The organism is Coprococcus sp. RTP21204st1_G4_RTP21204_210225 (assembly GCF_040915385.1).
Lineage (GTDB): Bacteria > Bacillota > Clostridia > Lachnospirales > Lachnospiraceae > Allocoprococcus > Allocoprococcus comes.
Genome location: NZ_JBCPDP010000007.1, coordinates 128,215 through 148,888, shown reverse-complemented (window position 1 = coordinate 148,888; position 20,674 = coordinate 128,215). Strand labels below are relative to the sequence as shown.

The 20,674-nt window shown below is 38.3% G+C and carries 16 protein-coding genes and 1 pseudogene; 2 read left to right on the top strand and 15 right to left on the bottom strand.

Annotated elements, in window-relative coordinates:
• Nucleotides 1-319: 319 nt before the first annotated feature.
• On the top strand, nucleotides 320-463 hold the full coding sequence (locus AB5213_RS08885) for a hypothetical protein (protein ID WP_181991584.1): 144 nt from the start codon (nucleotides 320-322) through the stop codon (nucleotides 461-463).
• Nucleotides 464-547: 84 nt separating this feature from the next.
• Entirely contained in the window at nucleotides 548-2,119 is a 1,572-nt protein-coding gene (locus AB5213_RS08880) for a recombinase family protein (protein WP_195509844.1), read from the top strand.
• A gap of 33 nt (nucleotides 2,120-2,152) precedes the next feature.
• Here AB5213_RS08880 and AB5213_RS08875 read toward each other — a convergent pair.
• From AB5213_RS08875 to AB5213_RS08805, 15 genes and pseudogenes are all read right to left on the bottom strand, one after another.
• Nucleotides 2,153-2,610, bottom strand: a pseudogene (locus AB5213_RS08875) (manganese catalase family protein); the annotation flags it as partial.
• A gap of 1 nt (nucleotide 2,611) precedes the next feature.
• Nucleotides 2,612-2,884, bottom strand: coding sequence for a spore coat protein CotJB (locus AB5213_RS08870; RefSeq protein WP_055156563.1), 273 nt, complete (start codon nucleotides 2,882-2,884; stop codon nucleotides 2,612-2,614).
• A gap of 5 nt (nucleotides 2,885-2,889) precedes the next feature.
• Nucleotides 2,890-3,177, bottom strand: a complete 288-nt coding sequence (locus tag AB5213_RS08865) for a spore coat associated protein CotJA (RefSeq protein ID WP_172679841.1) — start codon at nucleotides 3,175-3,177, stop codon at nucleotides 2,890-2,892.
• A 292-nt stretch (nucleotides 3,178-3,469) separates the two neighbouring features.
• On the bottom strand, nucleotides 3,470-4,753 hold the full coding sequence (locus AB5213_RS08860; protein ID WP_055261039.1) for a trypsin-like peptidase domain-containing protein: 1,284 nt from the start codon (nucleotides 4,751-4,753) through the stop codon (nucleotides 3,470-3,472).
• A gap of 160 nt (nucleotides 4,754-4,913) precedes the next feature.
• Nucleotides 4,914-6,752 carry a glutamine--fructose-6-phosphate transaminase (isomerizing) gene (gene glmS, locus AB5213_RS08855; protein ID WP_022220068.1) on the bottom strand — a complete coding sequence of 613 codons (1,839 nt, stop codon included), beginning with the start codon at nucleotides 6,750-6,752 and terminating at the stop codon, nucleotides 4,914-4,916.
• A 123-nt stretch (nucleotides 6,753-6,875) separates the two neighbouring features.
• Nucleotides 6,876-8,333, bottom strand: coding sequence for a hypothetical protein (locus AB5213_RS08850; RefSeq protein ID WP_055261041.1), 1,458 nt, complete (start codon nucleotides 8,331-8,333; stop codon nucleotides 6,876-6,878).
• 179 nt (nucleotides 8,334-8,512) lie between these two features.
• Nucleotides 8,513-10,432 (bottom strand): LTA synthase family protein, encoded by a 1,920-nt coding sequence (locus AB5213_RS08845; RefSeq protein WP_368276604.1) that lies wholly within the window; start codon nucleotides 10,430-10,432, stop codon nucleotides 8,513-8,515.
• Between the two features lie 191 nt (nucleotides 10,433-10,623).
• Entirely contained in the window at nucleotides 10,624-11,646 is a 1,023-nt protein-coding gene (locus AB5213_RS08840) for an acyltransferase family protein (RefSeq protein ID WP_022220071.1), read from the bottom strand.
• A gap of 15 nt (nucleotides 11,647-11,661) precedes the next feature.
• A complete protein-coding gene (locus tag AB5213_RS08835) occupies nucleotides 11,662-12,648 on the bottom strand; it encodes a hypothetical protein (RefSeq protein ID WP_156330630.1) in 987 nt (328 codons plus the stop codon).
• Nucleotides 12,649-12,959: 311 nt separating this feature from the next.
• The gene (gene glf, locus AB5213_RS08830; RefSeq protein WP_022220073.1) at nucleotides 12,960-14,057 is read right to left on the bottom strand and encodes a UDP-galactopyranose mutase; all 1,098 of its coding nucleotides are present in this window, start codon (nucleotides 14,055-14,057) and stop codon (nucleotides 12,960-12,962) included.
• 18 nt (nucleotides 14,058-14,075) lie between these two features.
• Entirely contained in the window at nucleotides 14,076-15,074 is a 999-nt protein-coding gene (locus tag AB5213_RS08825) for a glycosyltransferase family 2 protein (RefSeq protein ID WP_022220074.1), read from the bottom strand.
• Nucleotides 15,075-15,097: 23 nt separating this feature from the next.
• Entirely contained in the window at nucleotides 15,098-15,778 is a 681-nt protein-coding gene (locus AB5213_RS08820; protein WP_008374631.1) for a sugar transferase, read from the bottom strand.
• A gap of 9 nt (nucleotides 15,779-15,787) precedes the next feature.
• The gene (locus tag AB5213_RS08815) at nucleotides 15,788-16,981 is read right to left on the bottom strand and encodes a DegT/DnrJ/EryC1/StrS family aminotransferase (protein WP_368276611.1); all 1,194 of its coding nucleotides are present in this window, start codon (nucleotides 16,979-16,981) and stop codon (nucleotides 15,788-15,790) included.
• A gap of 42 nt (nucleotides 16,982-17,023) precedes the next feature.
• Nucleotides 17,024-18,853: a glycosyltransferase family 2 protein gene (locus AB5213_RS08810; RefSeq protein WP_022220076.1), complete on the bottom strand. Its 1,830-nt coding sequence runs from the start codon at nucleotides 18,851-18,853 to the stop codon at nucleotides 17,024-17,026.
• Nucleotides 18,854-18,856: 3 nt separating this feature from the next.
• Complete coding sequence (locus tag AB5213_RS08805; RefSeq protein ID WP_022220077.1) at nucleotides 18,857-20,662, bottom strand: glycosyltransferase; 1,806 nt, start codon at nucleotides 20,660-20,662, stop codon at nucleotides 18,857-18,859.
• Nucleotides 20,663-20,674 lie beyond the last annotated feature (12 nt).

Below are 20,674 nucleotides of genomic sequence, written 5' to 3'. Positions count from 1 at the left end.
AAACTGAATATAACAGTCAGATACGTTTGATATACAACGAGCCAGTGGATTGAACCGCCATGACAGTGAAAGGGGTGATTTGATGAGCGATTATTTCAATGTCCCACGGATAGCTTGTGGAAAAGCTATTGCCATGACCTGTATATCTAAATAATGATACACCCGTAGAAGTACGGTTCGCCCATCAGAATGGGAATGGTTGAAACACCAGTGGAGCTTGCCAGAGCCATCTGATTGTTACCTTATTATATATAAACAATCTTTCATAACGTACAAGCATTTTTGCATAGTCTTAAATATACGCAAGTGAGGTGATTCAATGGCGAATGACACAAATATAGTTTGCAAAAATGTTTTTAAAAATTGTGATAAGACGGCATTAGCAACAGCATTTACTTTGAAATGGGTTGAACTTATCAACCAATATGAAAAAAGCAACAGAAAGGCAACACCTGCCAGATAATAGACAAACTATCCTGCTAGATGTTATAATGACATCATGTAGAGATAGTTTGTTTTGTCTTCTCTGGAAAAAGGAGAAAGACTTATGACAACATCAAAATTAAGAGTTGCTATTTATTGCCGATTATCAGAAGAAGATAGAAACAAACAATCAGAAACAGACGACAGTAACAGTATTCAGAATCAAAAATCAATGTTACTCCAATACTCATTAGAGCAAGGCTGGGAAGTCTACAATATATATAGTGATGATGATTACACCGGCTCTGATAGACGGCGTCCGGAATTTAATCGACTGTTAAATGACGCTGAAAATCATAAATTTGATATAGTCCTTTGTAAGACACAATCAAGATTTACCAGAGAGCTTGAATTGGTGGAAAAATATATCCACGGTCTTTTCCCTGTGTGGGGGATTCGGTTTATCAGTATTGTAGATAATGCGGACACTGCTAATAAGGGAAATAAAAAATCAAGACAGATTAACGGTCTGGTGAATGAATGGTATTTAGAGGATATGTCAGAGAATATAAAAAGTGTTCTGACTGACAGGAGAAAAAATGGATATCATATCGGGGCATTTGCTTTATATGGATACAAGAAAGACCCCGATCAAAAGGGACATTTGATTATTGATGAAGAAGCCGCCAAAGTCGTCAGAGAAGTTTTTACATTATTTTCACAGGGATATGGAAAGACAGCGATTGCACGTATATTGAATGACAGAGGAATTCCCAATCCAACAGAATATAAACGACTTCATGATTTACGATATAAGCAACCTAGGACTCAAAACAGTACCTTATGGAAGTATTTTGCTATATCAGATATGCTCATCAACGAAATATATATTGGTAATATGGTTCAAGGAAAATATGGAAGTGTTTCATACAAAACTAAACAAAATAAGCCAAGACCTAAAGACCAATGGTATAGAGTAGAGGGAACACATGAACCTATTATAGATAGAGAATTATGGGATAATGTGCAGGCATTGATAGCTCAAAAAGCCAAACCGTTTACAGTTGGACAAATAGGTTTATTCGCCAGAAAAGCTCGGTGCATGAATTGTGGTTATACGTTACGCACAAATAAGCAACGAGATGGACGACGTTATTTACAGTGTCCAACCAGACACGTTGCAAAAGATTCCTGTATTGGTTCATTTATTTCTGTTCCCAAATTGGAAAAAGCAGTAATTGATGAAATCAATAAATTATCTGCTGAGTACCTTAATAAAGACGAACTTATAGAAAATGTTCAGTTTAATAATAATTTACGGGAACAGCAAGAAGAAGTAAATATGGAAATAGTTGCCTATCAAAAAAAGATTTCTGAATATACAAAAGGAATCCGTGAGTTGTATTTAGACAAAGTAAAGGGAATATTATCTGAAACCGACTTCTTAGAATTATCCAAAGACTTCTCGACAGAAAAAGAAAGGCTTGAAAAACTGGTAATTGATTCGCAGAAAAAGCTTGATGTTATTGAAAGAAAAATTCAAGCTGGTGATAATCGACGCCAGTTAATTGAGCAATATACAAATCTTGAACATTTAGACAGGGAAATTGTTGATAAACTGATTGATTACATATTGGTTGGAAAAAAAGACCCTGTAACAAAAAATGTACCTATTGAAATACATTGGAATTTCTAAGGTTCTCACATCTGGCAACTAGTATGCCAGATGTTCGGGAACTATCTTTAAAACATTAAATGTTGTCTTTACACAATCGCACCATCCGCAGCCATATCTTCATGTAAATCTGTAATTGGGTCACCCTTGGACTGAAAATAAGTTGCTGTCCACGGTGTTCCACTGGCTGCCTGCGGCCAAAGTGCAAGTGTGTGGTCCACATAATATTTATCAAAACCAGAAGCCTTAATTTCCTCCGGAGATAAATCCTTGGTAAGCTGGTAAACAATGGCACATATCATTTCCATGTGGGCAAGTTCCTCTGTGCCAATATCGGTTAAAATTCCTGTCACTTCTTTGTACGGCATGGTGTACCTCTGTGATAAATAACGCATGGACGCAGCTAATTCTCCATCCGGTCCACCGAACTGCGTAATAATAATCTGTGCAATTTTCGGATTGGTCTGTGTGATTTTCACCGGATACTGCAGTCTTTTTTCATAATTCCACATACTAGCATCCTCCTTCCTGCCACGGCCATGGCTCATTGATCCAGTTCCATCTGTCTGAGCAGGAAGGAACAGCGGTATCTACTGTGAGCGGTCCATAATATTTTGCATATTCTTTCAACAACTGGTTCCTTTTTTTATTATATTCATAAAAAAAGTCCAGCGCTTCCTGATCACGAGGATGAGTGTCCAGATAAAGCTTCACATCATCTACCGCAAAGCTCGCATGACCAATCTGCATCAGGAGATCTTTTCTACAAGGTTTGGAATTTGGCATTTCATTCATGCGTTACATCCTCCTTTCCCCTTAAACGGAAGATCAAGCTCTTCGAATATGGTTCCTCTGTGGAATCCTTTTCCGGCTTCGTAAATGTGTCTCCAACTCTGCCATGGCACATAAGCCATTGCAATCGGCATTCCATCCAACGCATCGTCCCGATCGCTACATCCAGATCGTTCTCGGTAAACAGGTGCTGACATCGATAGATTTCTTCCATCATTGTTCGCCATACATGAATTACTATTACAGCTATTGTTATTATTGCCACATCCACAATTTGCACGTCTCATATATGGATTATTATTTCTGCAATTTTGCATTGTTTTGGCTCCCCTTTCTTATATCTGCAATATTATTGTATGGTAATTTTTTAAAAAGGGTTCTGACTTTTGCATCCGGTATAATCTGATGCCCATTTCCGTTTCAAACAGGTCGTAACATCAATAATGCCGCCAGACCATTTCTGATCTGACGGCATCTTTCTTTAGTATTTTATAATGTAACCGGATTGCTCCATTGCTATGCAATTCCCGCAATCCTCGAACACCTCATACTCCCATAAAACGGCGTGTTCACATCATTTTATGAATTTTTACCAAGTGTAACCTTGATATCTTTCTCTGTATATTCACCATTCTTATCCGGGATCTGTACGGTAAGCGTTACCTCTTCTCCGGCTTTATAATACTGAAGCTGTTCCTGAAGAGAGCTCATACCACTGATGGAACTTCCCTCAAAACCAGTAATGATCGATCCTTTTGTAAGACCGGCTTTCTCAGCTCCGCCACCACTCATAACTTCTTTGACATAAACACCGGTCGGCATATTGTACATCTGTGCACCTTCTTCAGATACATCGTATCCCTTGATTCCAAGATATCCTCTTTCTTCATCTGAAACCTTGCTTCTTGTCTCTTTATTCATCAGATTCTGGATAACATCACTTGCATCTGAGATCGGAATCGCAAATCCCATACCCTCTACTGCCGAGCTGTTGATCTTTGCAGAGTTGATACCGATTACCTCACCATTTGCATTCAGAAGAGCTCCACCACTGTTACCAGGGTTGATTGCTGCATCTGTCTGGATGTATTCTCCGTCAAATCCATCAATTGTTCGTCCGGTTGCACTGACGATACCAGTTGTAACAGACTGTCCATAGCCAAGTGCATTACCAATTGCAATTGCAGGTTCTCCGACTTTCAGTGAATCTGAATCTCCAAGTGTTGCAACCTTGATCGCATTCATTGTATCATCTGAAATCTTATCAAGCGGAACGGCTACGACTGCAAGATCCCTTGCGGAGTCTGTTCCTTTAATCTGCGCTTCCACGCTGTTACCATCATTAAATGTAACAGTAAGTGTATCGCTTCCTTCTACAACATGGTTATTGGTAACAACCAGGAGTTCTGAATCATTCTGGCTGATGATGATACCCGATCCGGCGCTTTCACTCTCCTGCTGGCTGATTCCTCCGAAGAAATTCTGTACTTCCTGTACGCTCATATTGGTAATAGAAACGATTGACGGAAGTGTATTCTCAACAATATCTGATACATCAGAAGTTACTGTACTGGTAGATGTCGTAAGCTTTGCGTTCGATACAGTCTTTGTTGTGCCTACGGTACTCTTTGTATTCTTTCCAAGCAGCTTACCAGTCAGATAACTGGTTCCCTGCATCGTCACACCGCCGACTGCCCCAAATAATACGGCGGCTCCTACAACAAGTGCTACTTTTTTCATGTAACCTTTTTTCGGTTTTGGAGCTTTCGGATTCTGCTGCGGTCCTGCTCCGAATCCCTGCTGATTGTCTGCTCCTCTATTTTCATCTGAATCTGGTCTGTAATAATTGTACTGATTGTCCATCATTCAAGACTCCTTTCTTTTCCTTTTCTATAGTTAAGAGTTTAGTCCATAATTGTGATGAAAGTGTGATAAAATATGAAAAAAAAGATGAACGGCACATTTTTATGTCGTTCATCTCGTTTATTCAACAGAAAATTCCGCTGGAACTTCCTGCATCACTTTATTCAACCGTTACAGATTTCGCCAGATTACGCGGCTTATCTACATCCAGTCCCTTTGCAACGGATACATAATATCCCATCAGCTGCAGCGGAATCACTGCAAGCGATGCCTCAAAATGCTCATCTGTCTTCGGAATGTAAACCACAAAATCAGCAGTATCCTCAATGCTGTAATTGCCATAAGTTGTAAGTCCCATCAGATATGCACCACGGCTCTTGCACTCTACCATGTTGCTGATCGTCTTTTCATATAATTCCGGCTGTGTCAGCACACCGATCACAAGCGTTCCATCCTCTATCAGAGAAATGGTTCCGTGCTTGAGTTCTCCCGCTGCATATGCCTCTGAATGAACATAACTGATCTCTTTCATCTTCAGGCTGCCTTCCATACAGATTGCATAATCAATTCCACGTCCGACAAAGAATGCGTCCTTTGCGTTTGCCTGCTTTGCTGCAAACCACTGGATTCTTTCTTTATCTTCAATAATCTTTTCGATCTTCTCCGGGATTGCCTGTAATTCGGCAATATAATTTTCATACTGCTCTTCAGTGATTGTATTTTTTACTTTGGCAAACTGAATTGCAAGGATGTAAGAAGCCATCAGCTGTGTACTGTACGCTTTCGTTGTTGCCACAGAGATCTCCGGTCCTGCAAGAGTATAGAATACCTTATCAGCTTCTCTTGCAATAGAAGATCCGACTACATTGACAATTCCAAGTGTACGGATTCCCTGCGCTTTTGTCTCACGGAGCGCTGCAAGACTGTCTGCAGTCTCTCCTGACTGGCTGATAATGATCACCAGACCATTTGGATCCAGAATTGGCTTACGGTAACGGAATTCAGAAGCCAGCTCCACACGAACAGGAATCTTCACCAGATCCTCGATCACATACTGTGCCACCATACCTACATGGTAAGCAGAACCACATGCTACAATGTAAATCTGGCTTGTTCTCCGGATATCCTCTTCCGCTAATCCGATATCAGTCAGATCAATCTTTCCGTCTTTTAATACAGAATTCAGAGTATCCTTAACCGCTCTTGGCTGCTCATGGATCTCTTTCATCATAAAATGCTCATAACCGGCTTTTTCAGCTGCTTCCGCATCCCAGTCAACAGTTTTCATTTTTTTCTGGATCTCTTCTCCGTCCAGATTGTAGAAGGTAATTTCCTCTTTGCTGACCTTTGCCATCTCCAGGTTGCCAATATAGTATACATTTCTTGTATATTTCAAAATAGCCGGCACATCTGATGCAATAAAACTCTCTCCATCTCCTACGCCAAGAATCATCGGACTGTCTTTTCTTGCCACATAAATTTCTTCCGGATAATCCTTGAACATCACAGCAAGCGCATAAGATCCACGAATGCGGACCAGGGAATGGTTGATCGCATCTACCGGTGTTCCTTCATACTTTTTATAATAATAATCGATCAGCTTAACAGCAACCTCTGTATCCGTCTCAGAGTAGAATGTATATCCTTTGCGGAGCAGCTTGTTCTTTAACTCCTGATAGTTTTCAATAATACCGTTGTGTACAGCAACTACATTGCCATCGTCACTCATATGCGGATGCGCATTGTTCTCTGACGGTTCCCCGTGTGTTGCCCATCTGGTGTGACCGATTCCACAGGTTCCCGGAACGGCTGCACCACCATTGGTCTTCTCAAACAGTACTTTCAAACGGCCTTTCGCCTTGATAACTTCTGTCTCTTCTGTTCCATTACGAACAGCAAGTCCTGCTGAATCATATCCACGATACTCCAGCTTTGACAGTCCATCCAGTAAGATCGGAGCCGCCTGCTGCGATCCAACATATCCTACGATTCCACACATTTATCTATATCCTCCAGTCTTTTTTACGAAAATAAATTTTACTCTTTTCGTTACATTGTAGCAAACATGGGACTTTTTGTAAAGAATAAGCGGGAATAACAATCGTCATCCCCGCCTTTCTCTTTAATCCAGATCAATAAAATCCATTTCGAAAGTATCACCTTTTTTACGCTTTTCTTTCTTGATATTATAATCATCGAACGAATCAAAGTCGTCATCATCAAAATAGTCATCAAACTCATCAACGTTGCGAGTATCATCACTTATTCCTTCGTCATCATAATCATCGTCGAAGTCATCATCATAATAATCATCATCGTCGAAATCATCATCGAAGTCGTCATAATCATCTTCGAAATCATCATCCTGTCTCTTTTTGAACTGTGATTTCTTTTCTGCCTTAACAGGCTGGATCGGTTTTACCGGATTACGTTGCGGCTCATCGTCCAGTTCATATTCATCATACAGATCATCCAACTCTCTGTTGCGGTTATGTAACTTCACAACGGAAACAAGAAGGAAGATTACCAGAAGAATAACGATAACTGCTGCCGCTGCTACAAACCAGATCAGATGATCGGAAATCTTTTCTAAAATTGCGTCAAACTTGCTTGCACTCTTCTTATCCGGTGTAGTCGCAGACTTCGGAGTCTCCATTCTCTGATAAGTATGCTCTACAGAGTCATATAAATAGAGGGATTCTTCACCGTCATTATTTACTGCATATAATACATAGAAACCATCGCGGTCCGGTTCATCCCAGATTTCAAAAGTCTTGCCGTTGATCTCCAGATTTCCTTTTGAATACTTTGATGGCATAGACACTTTACTGCCTGCATCAAAAATTACGATAGAATAAGTATCTGAAATCACAACCTGTTCTGCCGGTGAGAAGCTGCTGTCAGATAAATCATACATCCAGAAATCGCCTTTTCCATCACCGTCTACCAGGTAAGCCATCTGAAGTCCTGTCTTTTCCTGCACAGCACCTTTATACGTCGAATCATTATAAGTAATCTCTCCTGCTGTAAATCCAGCTGGAATCATGCTGTCTGAGAAATCACCGGATAAGGTATACTCCTGACCATCAATCGTAACACTTGTTCCACTCGCAACATCCTTGATCTTGCTCGGATCTCCTGCTCCGATCGTAACATCCGCATATCCTTCTTCACATGCCACACTTGATCCAGCGCTGTCTGTAACCGTCGCATCTCCCTGTTCAAGTCTTGTACTTCCTTCCTGGAGAGCCTGGAATTTCATTGTAAACTCAATCCGGTCACTACTTCCGTCACCTGAACCTTTAAATGTCAGATTACCATCCGTGTCTGCATTCACTCCGTCTCCCTCTTCAAATCGCATATAAGAAGGATCGTAAGTCATATGAATCGTCGCGTCTCCGATTACATCTCCACTGACAACTGCTGTACCTGTGATCGTAAATTCATCCCCGACACTTGTCTCAAGATCAGAAAAGAATATCACACCATTTGCAGCTAGCGCCATCACAGAAAAACATGGTACGATCAGACATACAGACAAAAGAATTGTCGCTATTTTTTTCGTAAACTTCATCTTCATGTACTTTCCTCTTTCTAACCATATTAATTGTAAGTATAAATACTCTTAGACTCTATCTTACACTTTTTATGGGGAAATGTCTACTTGTTTGTAGAAATTCTCATTGTATCAATTTACTGACAACTCCGTTCTGCTTTATTTATCCGAAGAAAAACCCCGGCATAAACCGGAGTTCTTCTCTAATTTACATTTTCTGTTGTTCCGCCTGCATTGCTTTCTGCGCCTCCACCGGGATCCGGGGTTGGTGTTGAATCCGGTGCCGGATCTGGTGTTGGTGTCGGATCTGGCGCTGGATCCGGTTCCGGCGTTGGAACTGGAGTCGGTTCCGGCGTTGGAGCTGGAGTCGGTTCCGGCGTTGGAGTTGGTTCTACATAAGTATTATCATCGTACCCTCCATTCCATGAATTGTCCCAGGAATTTCCTCCGTCATACCAGTAATCATTCGATCCGTCATTATAATTATACTGATAATTATCCTGCGTATACCCCTGCCATGCATCCGGCGTTTCAATACCACTTGTATCTACACCTGCATCTGGCTGATTCATTGGCTGGTCCTGATTATCGGTATTTTCCTCCTGCTGGTTTTCAGCCTCTTCAGCTCTTTTCTTTTTCAAAATGTTAATATCTACATCGTTAATCAGCATATCGTAGAATGTAGATTTCTTTTTCAGTTCCTTATCTAATTTTTCTCTTCCGCATTGTTCTGTAAGAGTCTCCACACCTGAAAATAAATTCACACCAAGACCAAGTTTCTCTCCTGTAATCTCTGCTCCCAATGCTGCAAGTGTCGTTGGAAACATATCCATTGTAGAAAATTCTCGATTATGTGTTTTTTCAAAAGAAGTATCAAGATTCTCTGGTAAATTTATAAATGCATTATATACACTTCTCTCATAATCGTCACTCACATCATTACAAAAATCAGAATCCATTGTTAAATGATCCCCGCTTATTATAATTGTTGTATTCTCATAAAATGGCTGCTCCTGAATCCACTTAACAAATGCATCAACCTGTCTACTTGAACATGCCATTACATTTGCATATTGATTATCTCCAAATTCATTTTGACACTGCTCACATACATATCCATCTTCAAAATGAGTATCTACTGTCAACATTGTAAAATTAAATGGCTCGTCCTTTGTTCCTATTTCGCTTAACTTTTCTTTTGCATTTTCAAATAACTTTTGATCTTCATACCCCCACCATACCCAATAACCTTCTGGGATTTTTCCTTCTTCTACAGCCGTAGTATAATCAAATATTTCTGTTTTACCATGACTCTCAAAGTATGTTCTCCTTCCTCCAAAAGTAGCATCTGATCCAATCATAAAATATTGATTATATCCTTCTTCTGATAAAATATCTTCTAAATTTTTTGCTCTTGAAGAAAAGGATGTCTGCTCCGCTAATGTATCATTAATATCCTCATTCACATTTCTAATATCTTCTGTATTTTTTATTGGAATTCCAGATGTCTGAGCGAAAATTCCTCCCATCGTCCATGTGCATCCATACGCAGGATATCCTCCTCCCAACTTATCGCTTTGAGAAAAATTAGTATTTTCTTCTGCAAGAGTCGTCAATTCCGGAATACAGTTGAAATCCATTCCACCGCCATCTTCTTTTGACGCATAAGTGGATTCCATTGACTCCAGATAAATATAAATCAGATTTCTTTTTTGTTCCGGAAATGTAATCTTCGTTGTACGTGGATCCACATAATTCTGTTCAATAAAATGCGATTCTTTCTTCTGACTTACCAGATATTCTTTTACATCCAATTCATCATATACTTCATAAGCCGCCCTTCCTGCACTTCCACATGCAATCACAGCTACAAGAAATAACGCAATCATACATTTTCTATGCTTATTCCTTAATCCTATAATCAGGAAAATAGATAAAAATAATACTAATACTGCCAACGGTACGCATGCATTGATCCCATCCAGTACTACATCTGAGTTTGTCCCATCAAGCGGTACTTTCAGATGAAAAATAATTTCATCGATAGACAACAGCCCCCACGTGTCTAATACCCAGTTTCCCAGATTATAGAGAATAAATCCAAGAACAGATATTATGATCATTAGAATACAATAAAATCCATAGCCGATTTTTTTAATTATCTTTGGTTTTTTCATTTTCCTTTCATTTCCTTTACTTAGTATTTACAAACATACATAATGTAGTAAAGCATAAATATAAAAAAATTGCAATATTCACAAGCAATACAAATTCTAAAAAATGTTTCATTCTGTCATTGCTTAATAACTTACACTTAGTTTTTAAAGCCAAAAATTTTTCTAACCAAAGTAATCTTTGATAAAACAAATGCACCCCCTAAATCTAAAAGCACTTTACCAGCAATAATCAAAATCAACTGAATATTTGCTGACATTCCATTCACAACATATTTTTCTGTTATCTGCCACCACGGAAGAAGATCAAGTTCTACAATATGCACACACAATATCAACAAACTATATCTTCCAAGATATGCCAAACTTCCACCAATATATTTCGTCCTACACTCAATAATTTTGGAGATTAAAATAACAATCACACATGCACATATACAGCCAAAAATATCTATTATCCCTCGTCCAATATCACAATGCACTAACCAGAACGATTGGAAATTTTTTATAAATGAAATCCAAGTAAGTAGTGCAAAAAGAACTGAAAAGATTTTCACTTCCTTTGGCAACTCACTAATTTTAGTCTTTGCGCCCCTCCAGAGATATCCCATATAAATGAACATTGTAGCACATGCTCCTGCCTGTATGCTAAAAGGAAACCAAAATATTCTTCTTGAAAAATATCCTACTGCAAACAAACCCACTATAAATAACAATCTAATATATTTATCAAACTTGAACGATATTCTCAAGAAAATACTTCCCCAGAAAGTTGCCCACAAAAACCATATTGCACCAATTCCCGGTATCCAGAATGGCTCTGTATATGTATCACCTGCTCCATATAAAGCTGCATAACACCAGTTTTGAAATTCATCAAAAGCATTATTCCACCATACGCCCTTTAACGTTCCAATAATGATTATGACTATGCTGCTTATTATATATGGAACAAGCAATGTTCTTGCCTTATTTTTTATAAAACCATTCAAATCGCGCTTCTTATTCGTAAAATATCCTGTAATAAAGAAAAAAATAGGAACATGAAATGTAAACACAATTCGATTAATACTGGCATTTCCTAAATGGCCTAATATAATACAGATCATTGCTATCCCTTTAGCTATATCTATATATTGCAGTCTGGTACTTTTTGTTTTCATAACATTTATCCCCACTCAATTTCCACATTTTCTCTGTCTTTTTCCGATATCCTTCACATCAAAATTCGCAAACGGAAGCATCAAAAACACATCATAATACGCTTCAAACATATGATGCTCCATTACTGAATGAATGCAGACAATTGCCATAGCCATTAACATATATGGAAGATTTAAGTTTTTGATCATTATAATTGAAATAATCAGCATAACCAGTATAAATACCACCAGTCCTAACCTCATCAAAATATTCACATAAGAACTATCAATAAAGAAATAGTCTGCTACCACTTCTGTTGATCCTCCATTTCCACGCATTGGAATGTCCTGTCCCCATATCTGAACATCATACCTGTCAAAAACTTCTTTTCCTAAAGAAAGTCTCGTTGAAAAAAGAGTATTTAATTTTGCCATCCATTCTATATCTGGTCGATAAAATCTTGATACTAAGATCATAAATCCAGCTAAACCATATGGTGCCACCAGACATAAAATTTTTAGTAATAGTGATGGTATATATCCCTTTCCTTTCTTTGCACCTAATTTGTTTCTAATTTTCAAATAAACAACACATATAATCAAAATCATCATTACAATTTCACTATTCCGTACATCACAATATTTTTCAAACAGAACCACACTGATTATCATCATTCCAATTTCTATCCATGTGCATCTTGCCTGTCGGAGTACAATCCATACTGTTATCATAAAAACAATACCCGCCGCAAAATCTGTAGGATAAATAAACCCAAATGACATCCGCACCTGATCTCCCCTATGGTAAACCAAATTCGTGATAACTCCTGTATATCCTACAATCATCGTACAGATTATCATCGGAATTTCTACAATCAAATATACCTTTAAAATTTTTCTATAATCAATATCATTTGCACCAGCAATCAATAATCTCGTTTCAAGCAATGCATCAGCTCCAGAATATCTCCTTGCAATTACAAATGATCCAATAATCAGAAATACAAATAATATTTTCTTCATATCCACTGGTCTCATCACCATATACCGGAACAATACTACCAGTCCAATCCCTATCTGAACACAGAAATAAAAAAAGGTGGCCACGGAATATGTGCCATCGTTGTCCAGCTGTAAGTCAAAACCAGCCATACGGCAAAAATTCCAAGAAAAAATATTTCTGATAAATTACATTTGAATTCATAAGATGAATTTATCCATTTTCCCTCTACCTTATTGTTAATTTACTTTATCCAATTCATTTTATTTCCTCTCTTTACAGACAGTTTAAATCAGGATATGCTTTGCAACATATCCTGATTTATCCAAACCTTTTATAATTCCTCAGCCACCATCTCCAGTGCCGCCTCAATTACCTTATCCATATCATAATACTTATAATTTCCAAGACGTCCACCAAAGATCACATTCTTTTCCTGCTCTGCAAGCTTTCTGTATTCTTCAAACAGCTTATTGTTCTGTTCGTTATTTACCGGATAATATGGTTCCATTCCTACTTTCCATTCGGAAGAATACTCTTTGGAGATAACAGTTTTTTCCTGCTTTCCAAATTCAAAATGCTTGTGTTCGATGATACGTGTATAAGGAACTTCTCTTTCGGTATAGTTTACGACTGCATTTCCCTGATAGTTGTCTGTTTCAAGCACTTCTGTTTCAAATCTTACCGAACGATATTCCAGTGCTCCGAGCTTGTATCCGAAGTATTCGTCGATCATTCCGGTAAACAGTGTCTTCTCTGCGATATCCGGATTTTCTTTGATGAACTCAAAGTAGTCGGTATCTGTCTTTACTTCGATTCCGTCCAGCATCTTTTCAATGATCTTTGTATATCCGCCGATCGGGATTCCCTGATATCTGTCATTGAAGTAGTTATTGTCAAATGTAAATCTTACCGGTAAACGTTTGATGATGAATGCCGGAAGGTCTTTGCAGGCACGTCCCCACTGTTTTTCGGTATAACCTTTTACCAATTTCTCAAATACATCTTTTCCTACAAGAGATAATCCCTGTTCTTCCAGGTTCTTCGGCTCTGTGATTCCAGTCTCTGCAACCTGTTTTGCGATCATATCTTTTGCTTCCTGTGGTGTCTTGATATTCCACATTTTGCTGAATGTATTCATGTTGAATGGCAGATTGTAAAGCTCATCCTTGTAAATTGCTACCGGTGAGTTAATGTAATTATTGAACTCTGCGAACTGATTGATGTAATCCCAAACCTGTTTGTTGGATGTGTGGAAAATATGTGCACCATATTTGTGAACATTGATTCCTTCAATATTTTCACAATAAATATTTCCACCGATATGCGGACGCTTGTCAATTACCAGACAGGTTTTTCCTTTTTTCTTTGCTTCGTGAGCAAATACTGCCCCATATAATCCTGATCCTACTACTAAATAATCATACTTCATAATACTAAATCCTCTCTTTTATTTCTTTGTAATTTTATCTTTTATCATCTTTCCCATTCCGACGACACTTCCCACTCCATAACTTAAATGAAGTAAAAAGAAGATTCCCGGAAGCAAAAGCTGACATATATGCTTCGCCTCATTTTTTACAGACAGAATTGCCATTCCGATTGCACCACACCAATAAGTGATCCACATGGCAATCGCCAGAAATGGCTTCTTTAGTGCTACCAAAATGGATGTCACAAGAATCGCAATCACAAAAGCAAACGGCACAAAATGATAAATGCTGAGACATCCAGGACATACGCCAAGAGTTCTTGCTACCCAGTCTCCATTGCCGTATTTCTGCTTCATCATTCCCGGAATCGAACTTCTCACATATTGCCAGGAATGAATCTGCGGATCGTAGCATAAGCGGTATCCTGCCTGCCGGATCCGGTAATGCATCTCATTATCTTCCGTTCTTCCCAGATTTTCATTGAAAAGTCCAACCTTTTCAAATACTTCTCTCCGATACGCTGCATGGAACATGGACTTTACATATTTCTTTTCATTCTCTCTCCGGAAACCTGCGATTCCACTTCCAAACATCGAACTTTCCGCGCTCAGTAGAAGTCTCTGCCAAGGTGTGTCCTTCTCCGGAAGATTCGGTCTTGGCCCCCCGGTGACATATTCTCCGCTTTCCATGCATTCCACATTCTTGGAAACAAAATCCTCTGGAATGCGTCCATGTGCGTCCAGACGGATAATAATATCTCCGGTTGAACTACGGATTGCCTGATTCCATCCGGATGCCTGATTGTTCCCCGGATTTTCCGTAACAAAGCAGTTATGATACTGCGGATTTTCTTCGGCAAAACGTTCCATAATCCGTCTGGTTCCATCTGTTGAACTGCTGTCCACCATCACAACTTCGATCTGCTCTGCCGGGTAATCCTGTTTTGTGATATCCTCCAGCAAGTGCGGAAGATACTCTTCTTCATTGCGCGCAATCGTGCAAACTGATACTAACATACATTTCTCCTATACTGTAGTTCTTATCGTAATACTGCAAATACTGTCATAAACATGGTCATAAAATCTCTCCACAGACTGTATTTGCGCAGATCTTCCAGATTATAACTCATCTTCTCCGGAAGCACTTCATGAATATAAGCATAATCCACATCTTCTACATGCTCCAGCATTTCACCCTCATCTTTGTAGCATACGCTGGCTCTGGAAGTGATTCCTGCCGGTAACAAAAGAGTCGCATACATTTCTTTAGTATAGCCTTTTACATACTTCACAACTTCCGGTCTGGTTCCAACAAAACTCATCTCTCCACGAAGAACATTGATAAGCTGCGGAAATTCATCAATCCTGCAGCCACGGATCACTTTTCCAACCCGTGTCAGTCTGGAATCCTGACTGATCGTAACCTGTGTTCCCATCTTGTCCGCATTCTGCACCATAGTACGGAACTTTAGAATGTGAAATTTCTTTCCATACTGTGTCACACGCACCTGCTTGTAAATCACCGGTCCCGGTGAATCCAGCTTGATTGCAATACTGATGACTAACATGATCGGTGATAAAATGACAAGTAAAATCATCGAAAGCAGAATGTCAAAATATCTCTTTAATCTTAATTCTTTTTCGTGTCTGATCAGAATATCATAGTATTGTTTTACTTCGTCTGTTCTCATAAACTTCGGAAGTTCGTCCCATTTTCTCATACAGCATTCCTATCCGATGCATTCCTTCAATACATCCGTCACGTATTTTACCTCTTCATCGGTAAGTTTCGTATGAAGCGGTAATGTAATTGCATTTTCAAATAAAGCATAAGCATTTGGATAATTTTTGATATCAAATCCCATATTTTTGTATGCAGATAACAACGGTAACGGTTTGTAATGCACATTCGTTGCTACGCCATGCTCTGCCATCTTCGTAATGATCTCATTACATTCTTCCCGTGTTTTTTCCTGAACACGGATCAGATACAAATGTCCGCTGGACTTATGATCTGTATCAAAATGATTCAGTACATTCACAGGAAGACTTTCCAGTGCTTTATCATACATTCCTATGATTTCCCGACGCCGTGCTAATAATGCATCATAGCGCTTTAACTGTACCAATCCAATAGAAGCCATGATATCGGTCATATTGCATTTGAAATAAGGTGCCACAACATCATACTCCCATGCGCCAAGCTGCGTCTTTGCTAGCGCATCTTTGGATTGACCATGCAGTGAAAAAAGCATATATTTTTTATAAATCTCATCATCATCCACACCTTCGATCGGACGCCATGTGACTGCTCCTCCTTCCGCTGTGGTAAGATTCTTTACTGCATGGAAGGAAAAACTTGTGAAATCTGCAGCCTGTCCACATTTCTTTCCTTTTCGCTCTGCGCCAAATGCATGTGCAGCATCTGCCACCACAATCACTCTGCCAAACTTCTCCTGAAGTTCATTTGCCGGATGGAAAAGTGATTTCTTTGCTTCTACAATTTCAAATATCTTATCATAGTCACACATAATTCCGGCAAGATCTACCGGGATAACCACTTTCGTCTTCTCTGTGATTGCATCTGCCAGCTTCTCATAATCCATCTCGTAAGAATCTTTTGCCACATCCACCAGAATCAGTTTTGCACCTACATGCTCTACTACACTGGCTGATGCAGTATAAGTATAGGCAGTTGTAATTACTTCATCTCCCGGTCCAATTCCCAGAAGACGCAGTGTCATCTCCAGGCAGGCTGTTGCTGAATTCAGACAGACCACCCTGTTTGTTTCCATATATTCTGACAGTTTCTTTTCAAAAAGCTTCGTCTTTGGTCCTGTTGTGATCCAGCCACTTCTTAACGTATCTACAACCTCTGCTATTTCCTCTTCCGTGATATCCGGAGGAGAGAAAGCGATATGCATGTTTTTCATAAAAAAACTTCTTTCTTCATAAATTTTAGATCTTTATTGATACTTTTCTAATTCTAAATACTCTTTCCAGAACTTATAAGATGTCAAATATTTTCTTCTGTTATAATAAGCTTTATCTACTTCTTTGTGAATTTTTTTATAACGCTTCACTGTTTCAAGATAGTATTTCATGACCTGTCTGAATTTCTTCTTATCCAGATATCTGATTTCTGCAGTATATGCATTTGGATTAATTGCAATGACACTATCTACAAGGCATTGTCTCTGTGGATTATAGAACCAGTCATGAGCAACCGCCGCCGGCCCTTTCCGTAACCATTTTTTTGGCCAGAAAAGCTGTCCATTAAAAGTCAGACGATAAAGAATGGTATCCTTCAGACTTCTGTGATCTGTTTGATAAATAGAATCAATATCCACCCCATATTCATCAAATTCTGCAAGATCTGCCATATTTGCATTTTTTGCGGACATTGTTTTTAATCGTTCCTGACATTTTTCCGTTTCAATAAAAGCAGGTCCTTTTAAATAATCTCTGATTGCATCAACAATGATTTCTGCAGCATCATAATTAAAGCGCAGTATTTCCGTTAAAAACATACCATTAAAACGTTTCCAGATACGTTCTCTTCTGTTTCTGGACGGATTACATGCCTCTTCAATCAAAAAGTTACGGAATACTTGATAATATTCCATGAAATAATTGAACTTTAAAGTAAAGCCCATATGCCATACGCAAATACCGTTCATGGTAATAAATTTAGCATTATTACGGAAACTGAATTCCGTATCATCAACACGGATAAACAATGGTAATGCAAATCCGTTTTTCTCGATCATTGTTACCGGTACACAACAATACCACCAGCCAGCATAGGAATCAGCCTTTTTCGTTTTTGCTTCCTCTTTTTGAAGCATTTCAGCCATCTCTACAATTTTTCCATGACCTTTTGAAGAATTCTGTCCTCCATCTGCTCCTAAAAATCCCACATCTTCATGGAAAACATCCATCTCTTCATAACAAAGCATGGCACCACTGATAATATAATCTTTATATTTTTCTTTTGCCAGTAACAATAATAAATATGTTCTTTTTATACTTTCTGATAAAACAACAACATCATCATCCATCAATAATACATGAGTCGCCTTTGGTTTCTGGCGAATAGATTCGATCATTCCTCGTGTAAATCCACCTGAACCGCCTACATTTTTATTTCTGTGATAATAAATATGCGGACCTTCAAATTCTTCCGCCGACAATACTCGACCCTCATCATTATCAACGATGTGAAGATAAACATTTTTTCCAATGATATCATCCTGAGTTAAAATTTCATCCTTGATCATTTTAACATTTTTACGAATAAAGTCTTCTTTTTTAAATGTTGTCGTTGCGATTGAAAGTCTCACTTCATTGAAATCACTTTCATTTACCTCAGCATAATAACCACCACCATATACACAGCACTCTGAATACATGCGGAGTTCAAATGCAATCAATGTGTCCTTATTTGATGGAATCTCAACAATAATTTCTGCTTTTTGATCGCAATGGTATTCTTTCTTTAACAAAACATTTCTTTTTGCTGAATTCTCAATTCTATGATATCCGGACAGAACCAGCTCAAAGTCACCTTTAATTTCAAGCTTCAACATCGTTTTGCCGATTTTTGTGTGTTTTTTCCATTTTTTCATAGAAAAGGCATTTAAATATGCCCCAAAATCACATGTACTATATTTTGAAAATACAAAACATTTTTCTTCAGCATCACGGATTCCTAATCCACCCTTATAAAAAAGATCGGCATTATCTGTATATTCTTCTTTATCTGGAAATAGAATACTTTGCAATTTTAACTCCATTGTTTACATCTCCTTATTTTGTACTTCTTTTAACTCTAAATAACTGCTCCAAAAATCCTTGCTTTCAAGTTTCGAATGATTTTTTCTATATTCTTCACAAACCTTGTCATAATGCAAATCTATTAATCGAAATACTTTCAACATTTTTATATATGCTTTTAGTAGTTCTATCCTGCTCCGCTTCACACAAATTGCATTTCCTGCTGCATCAGCATACACAACCTCATTGCAGCGGAACAAGTCATAAATATTCGGATTTGGTCTGGCTACTTTTGTCGCTCTGTTTTTATATGCAGGCAGAAAATGACCATTCATTGACAACATGATCAATATTCGCTTTAATTTACACGGTGGTTCAGCCTCCGGTCTACCACATGGATCCAGATCTTCCGGCTTGATTCCATTATGTCCTATAAATTCTTCTGCCGGCATAGACTGATAATTATATTTTTTTAATCCATCATGCACACCTAAGGTATCCGCATTATAAAACCACTTAAAACCTCTTAAAAAATCAACCGCACCTTTCAAATTCAGATCCACATATTTATATCTGTATTTTCCGATATTACTGCTGACCTGCACAAAAAGCATCTTTTTGAAATCCTTTGCAGCAAACTGCGGATTATGGATTGCATTCGTAATTGCCAGATTTCTGACATCATAATACTCCAGGAAACCAGGTAATTTATTTTCAAAAGCTTCATGCCAGATCGTTATTCCATTTAAGAAAATAAACTGCCCATTTGCCCTCAATCCATATTCTATATCATCTCTATGGATAAAAAACGGCAAAGGATAATGCATTTCCTTAATAAACGGAACCGGAATACACGAATACCACCAGCCTGTATACTCTGCTTTTTGAATCTGTTCATTTATCACGACATTTTTTAATTGTGTCATGTCAAAATTATGGTTATTCGCAACAATATCACCATCATTCCAGCAGGCACCACATTCATACTGCAGAGTTGGCAAATCTTCTCTTAATAATGAGCCTCCGATTACTGCCATTCTGTATTTCTCTTTAAGCAGGGTCAATAATGTATAAGTTCGTTCTATCGCTTCAGGAGAAATCACAGCATCGTCATCCATCAATAAAACATGTGTAATACTATCATCTCGCATATGTTCGAACATCGTTCTGGTAAATCCACCCACTCCACCAAGGTTTTTATTCTTAACAATGCGAATATGTTCATCCTCGATTTTTTCTCTTACTAATGTACCGCCATTATCGGATATGCATACCGACAAATGTCCATAAGATAAGGCATTCTCATTGTTAAGCAGATTTTCTTTTAATACTTTCATATTTCGCTCAACATACTTCTCACGTTTGAAAGTACAAATGCCTATTCCTATCTTAACTTCCTTCTTTTCCCTCTCTTCATCAGTCATATAACTTGCTGCATAGAGGGCTGTATCCTCCTCAGCGATTATGGATACACCTACTACTCCACTCTCCGGTAAAGCAAATATTGGAGTATTCACGGAATCTTCGCCTTTGCTTTCCATTGGAAATTGCATAATTATCTTCGAACATACTTTTTTATTCTTGCAGGATAAGGCATATATGACAACCTTTATTTTTCCTTTAAAATTAACAGACACACAAACCGATTGAATACCTGTATACTTTCTCCATTTTTCAGCAGAAAAAATATTCATATATGTCAAGAAATCTGCTTCACCACCTGCATTAAGCAATATTCCACTCTCTGACTTAATTCCGTTTTTTAATTTATAGTATAATTCTGGTTCCTCAACAGACTGTTGATTCCATACAATTTTTTGTAATATCATGCTTTTCACCAC

What these genes read in the sequence shown, in the direction of transcription:
- AB5213_RS08820 (WP_008374631.1), bottom strand. Translation starts at nt 15,778, where the DNA reads ATGAGAAAATGGGACGAACTTCCGAAGTTTATGAGAACAGACGAAGTA.
- AB5213_RS08885 (WP_181991584.1), top strand. Translation starts at nt 320, where the DNA reads ATGGCGAATGACACAAATATAGTTTGCAAAAATGTTTTTAAAAATTGT.
- AB5213_RS08815 (WP_368276611.1), bottom strand. Translation starts at nt 16,981, where the DNA reads ATGCATATCGCTTTCTCTCCTCCGGATATCACGGAAGAGGAAATAGCA.
- glf (WP_022220073.1), bottom strand. Translation starts at nt 14,057, where the DNA reads ATGAAGTATGATTATTTAGTAGTAGGATCAGGATTATATGGGGCAGTA.
- AB5213_RS08865 (WP_172679841.1), bottom strand. Translation starts at nt 3,177, where the DNA reads ATGAGACGTGCAAATTGTGGATGTGGCAATAATAACAATAGCTGTAAT.
- AB5213_RS08870 (WP_055156563.1), bottom strand. Translation starts at nt 2,884, where the DNA reads ATGCCAAATTCCAAACCTTGTAGAAAAGATCTCCTGATGCAGATTGGT.
- AB5213_RS08840 (WP_022220071.1), bottom strand. Translation starts at nt 11,646, where the DNA reads ATGAAAACAAAAAGTACCAGACTGCAATATATAGATATAGCTAAAGGG.
- AB5213_RS08810 (WP_022220076.1), bottom strand. Translation starts at nt 18,853, where the DNA reads ATGGAGTTAAAATTGCAAAGTATTCTATTTCCAGATAAAGAAGAATAT.
- AB5213_RS08860 (WP_055261039.1), bottom strand. Translation starts at nt 4,753, where the DNA reads ATGGACAATCAGTACAATTATTACAGACCAGATTCAGATGAAAATAGA.
- AB5213_RS08850 (WP_055261041.1), bottom strand. Translation starts at nt 8,333, where the DNA reads ATGAAGATGAAGTTTACGAAAAAAATAGCGACAATTCTTTTGTCTGTA.
- AB5213_RS08880 (WP_195509844.1), top strand. Translation starts at nt 548, where the DNA reads ATGACAACATCAAAATTAAGAGTTGCTATTTATTGCCGATTATCAGAA.
- AB5213_RS08835 (WP_156330630.1), bottom strand. Translation starts at nt 12,648, where the DNA reads ATGAAGAAAATATTATTTGTATTTCTGATTATTGGATCATTTGTAATT.
- AB5213_RS08805 (WP_022220077.1), bottom strand. Translation starts at nt 20,662, where the DNA reads ATGATATTACAAAAAATTGTATGGAATCAACAGTCTGTTGAGGAACCA.
- AB5213_RS08825 (WP_022220074.1), bottom strand. Translation starts at nt 15,074, where the DNA reads ATGTTAGTATCAGTTTGCACGATTGCGCGCAATGAAGAAGAGTATCTT.
- AB5213_RS08845 (WP_368276604.1), bottom strand. Translation starts at nt 10,432, where the DNA reads ATGATCATAATATCTGTTCTTGGATTTATTCTCTATAATCTGGGAAAC.
- glmS (WP_022220068.1), bottom strand. Translation starts at nt 6,752, where the DNA reads ATGTGTGGAATCGTAGGATATGTTGGATCGCAGCAGGCGGCTCCGATC.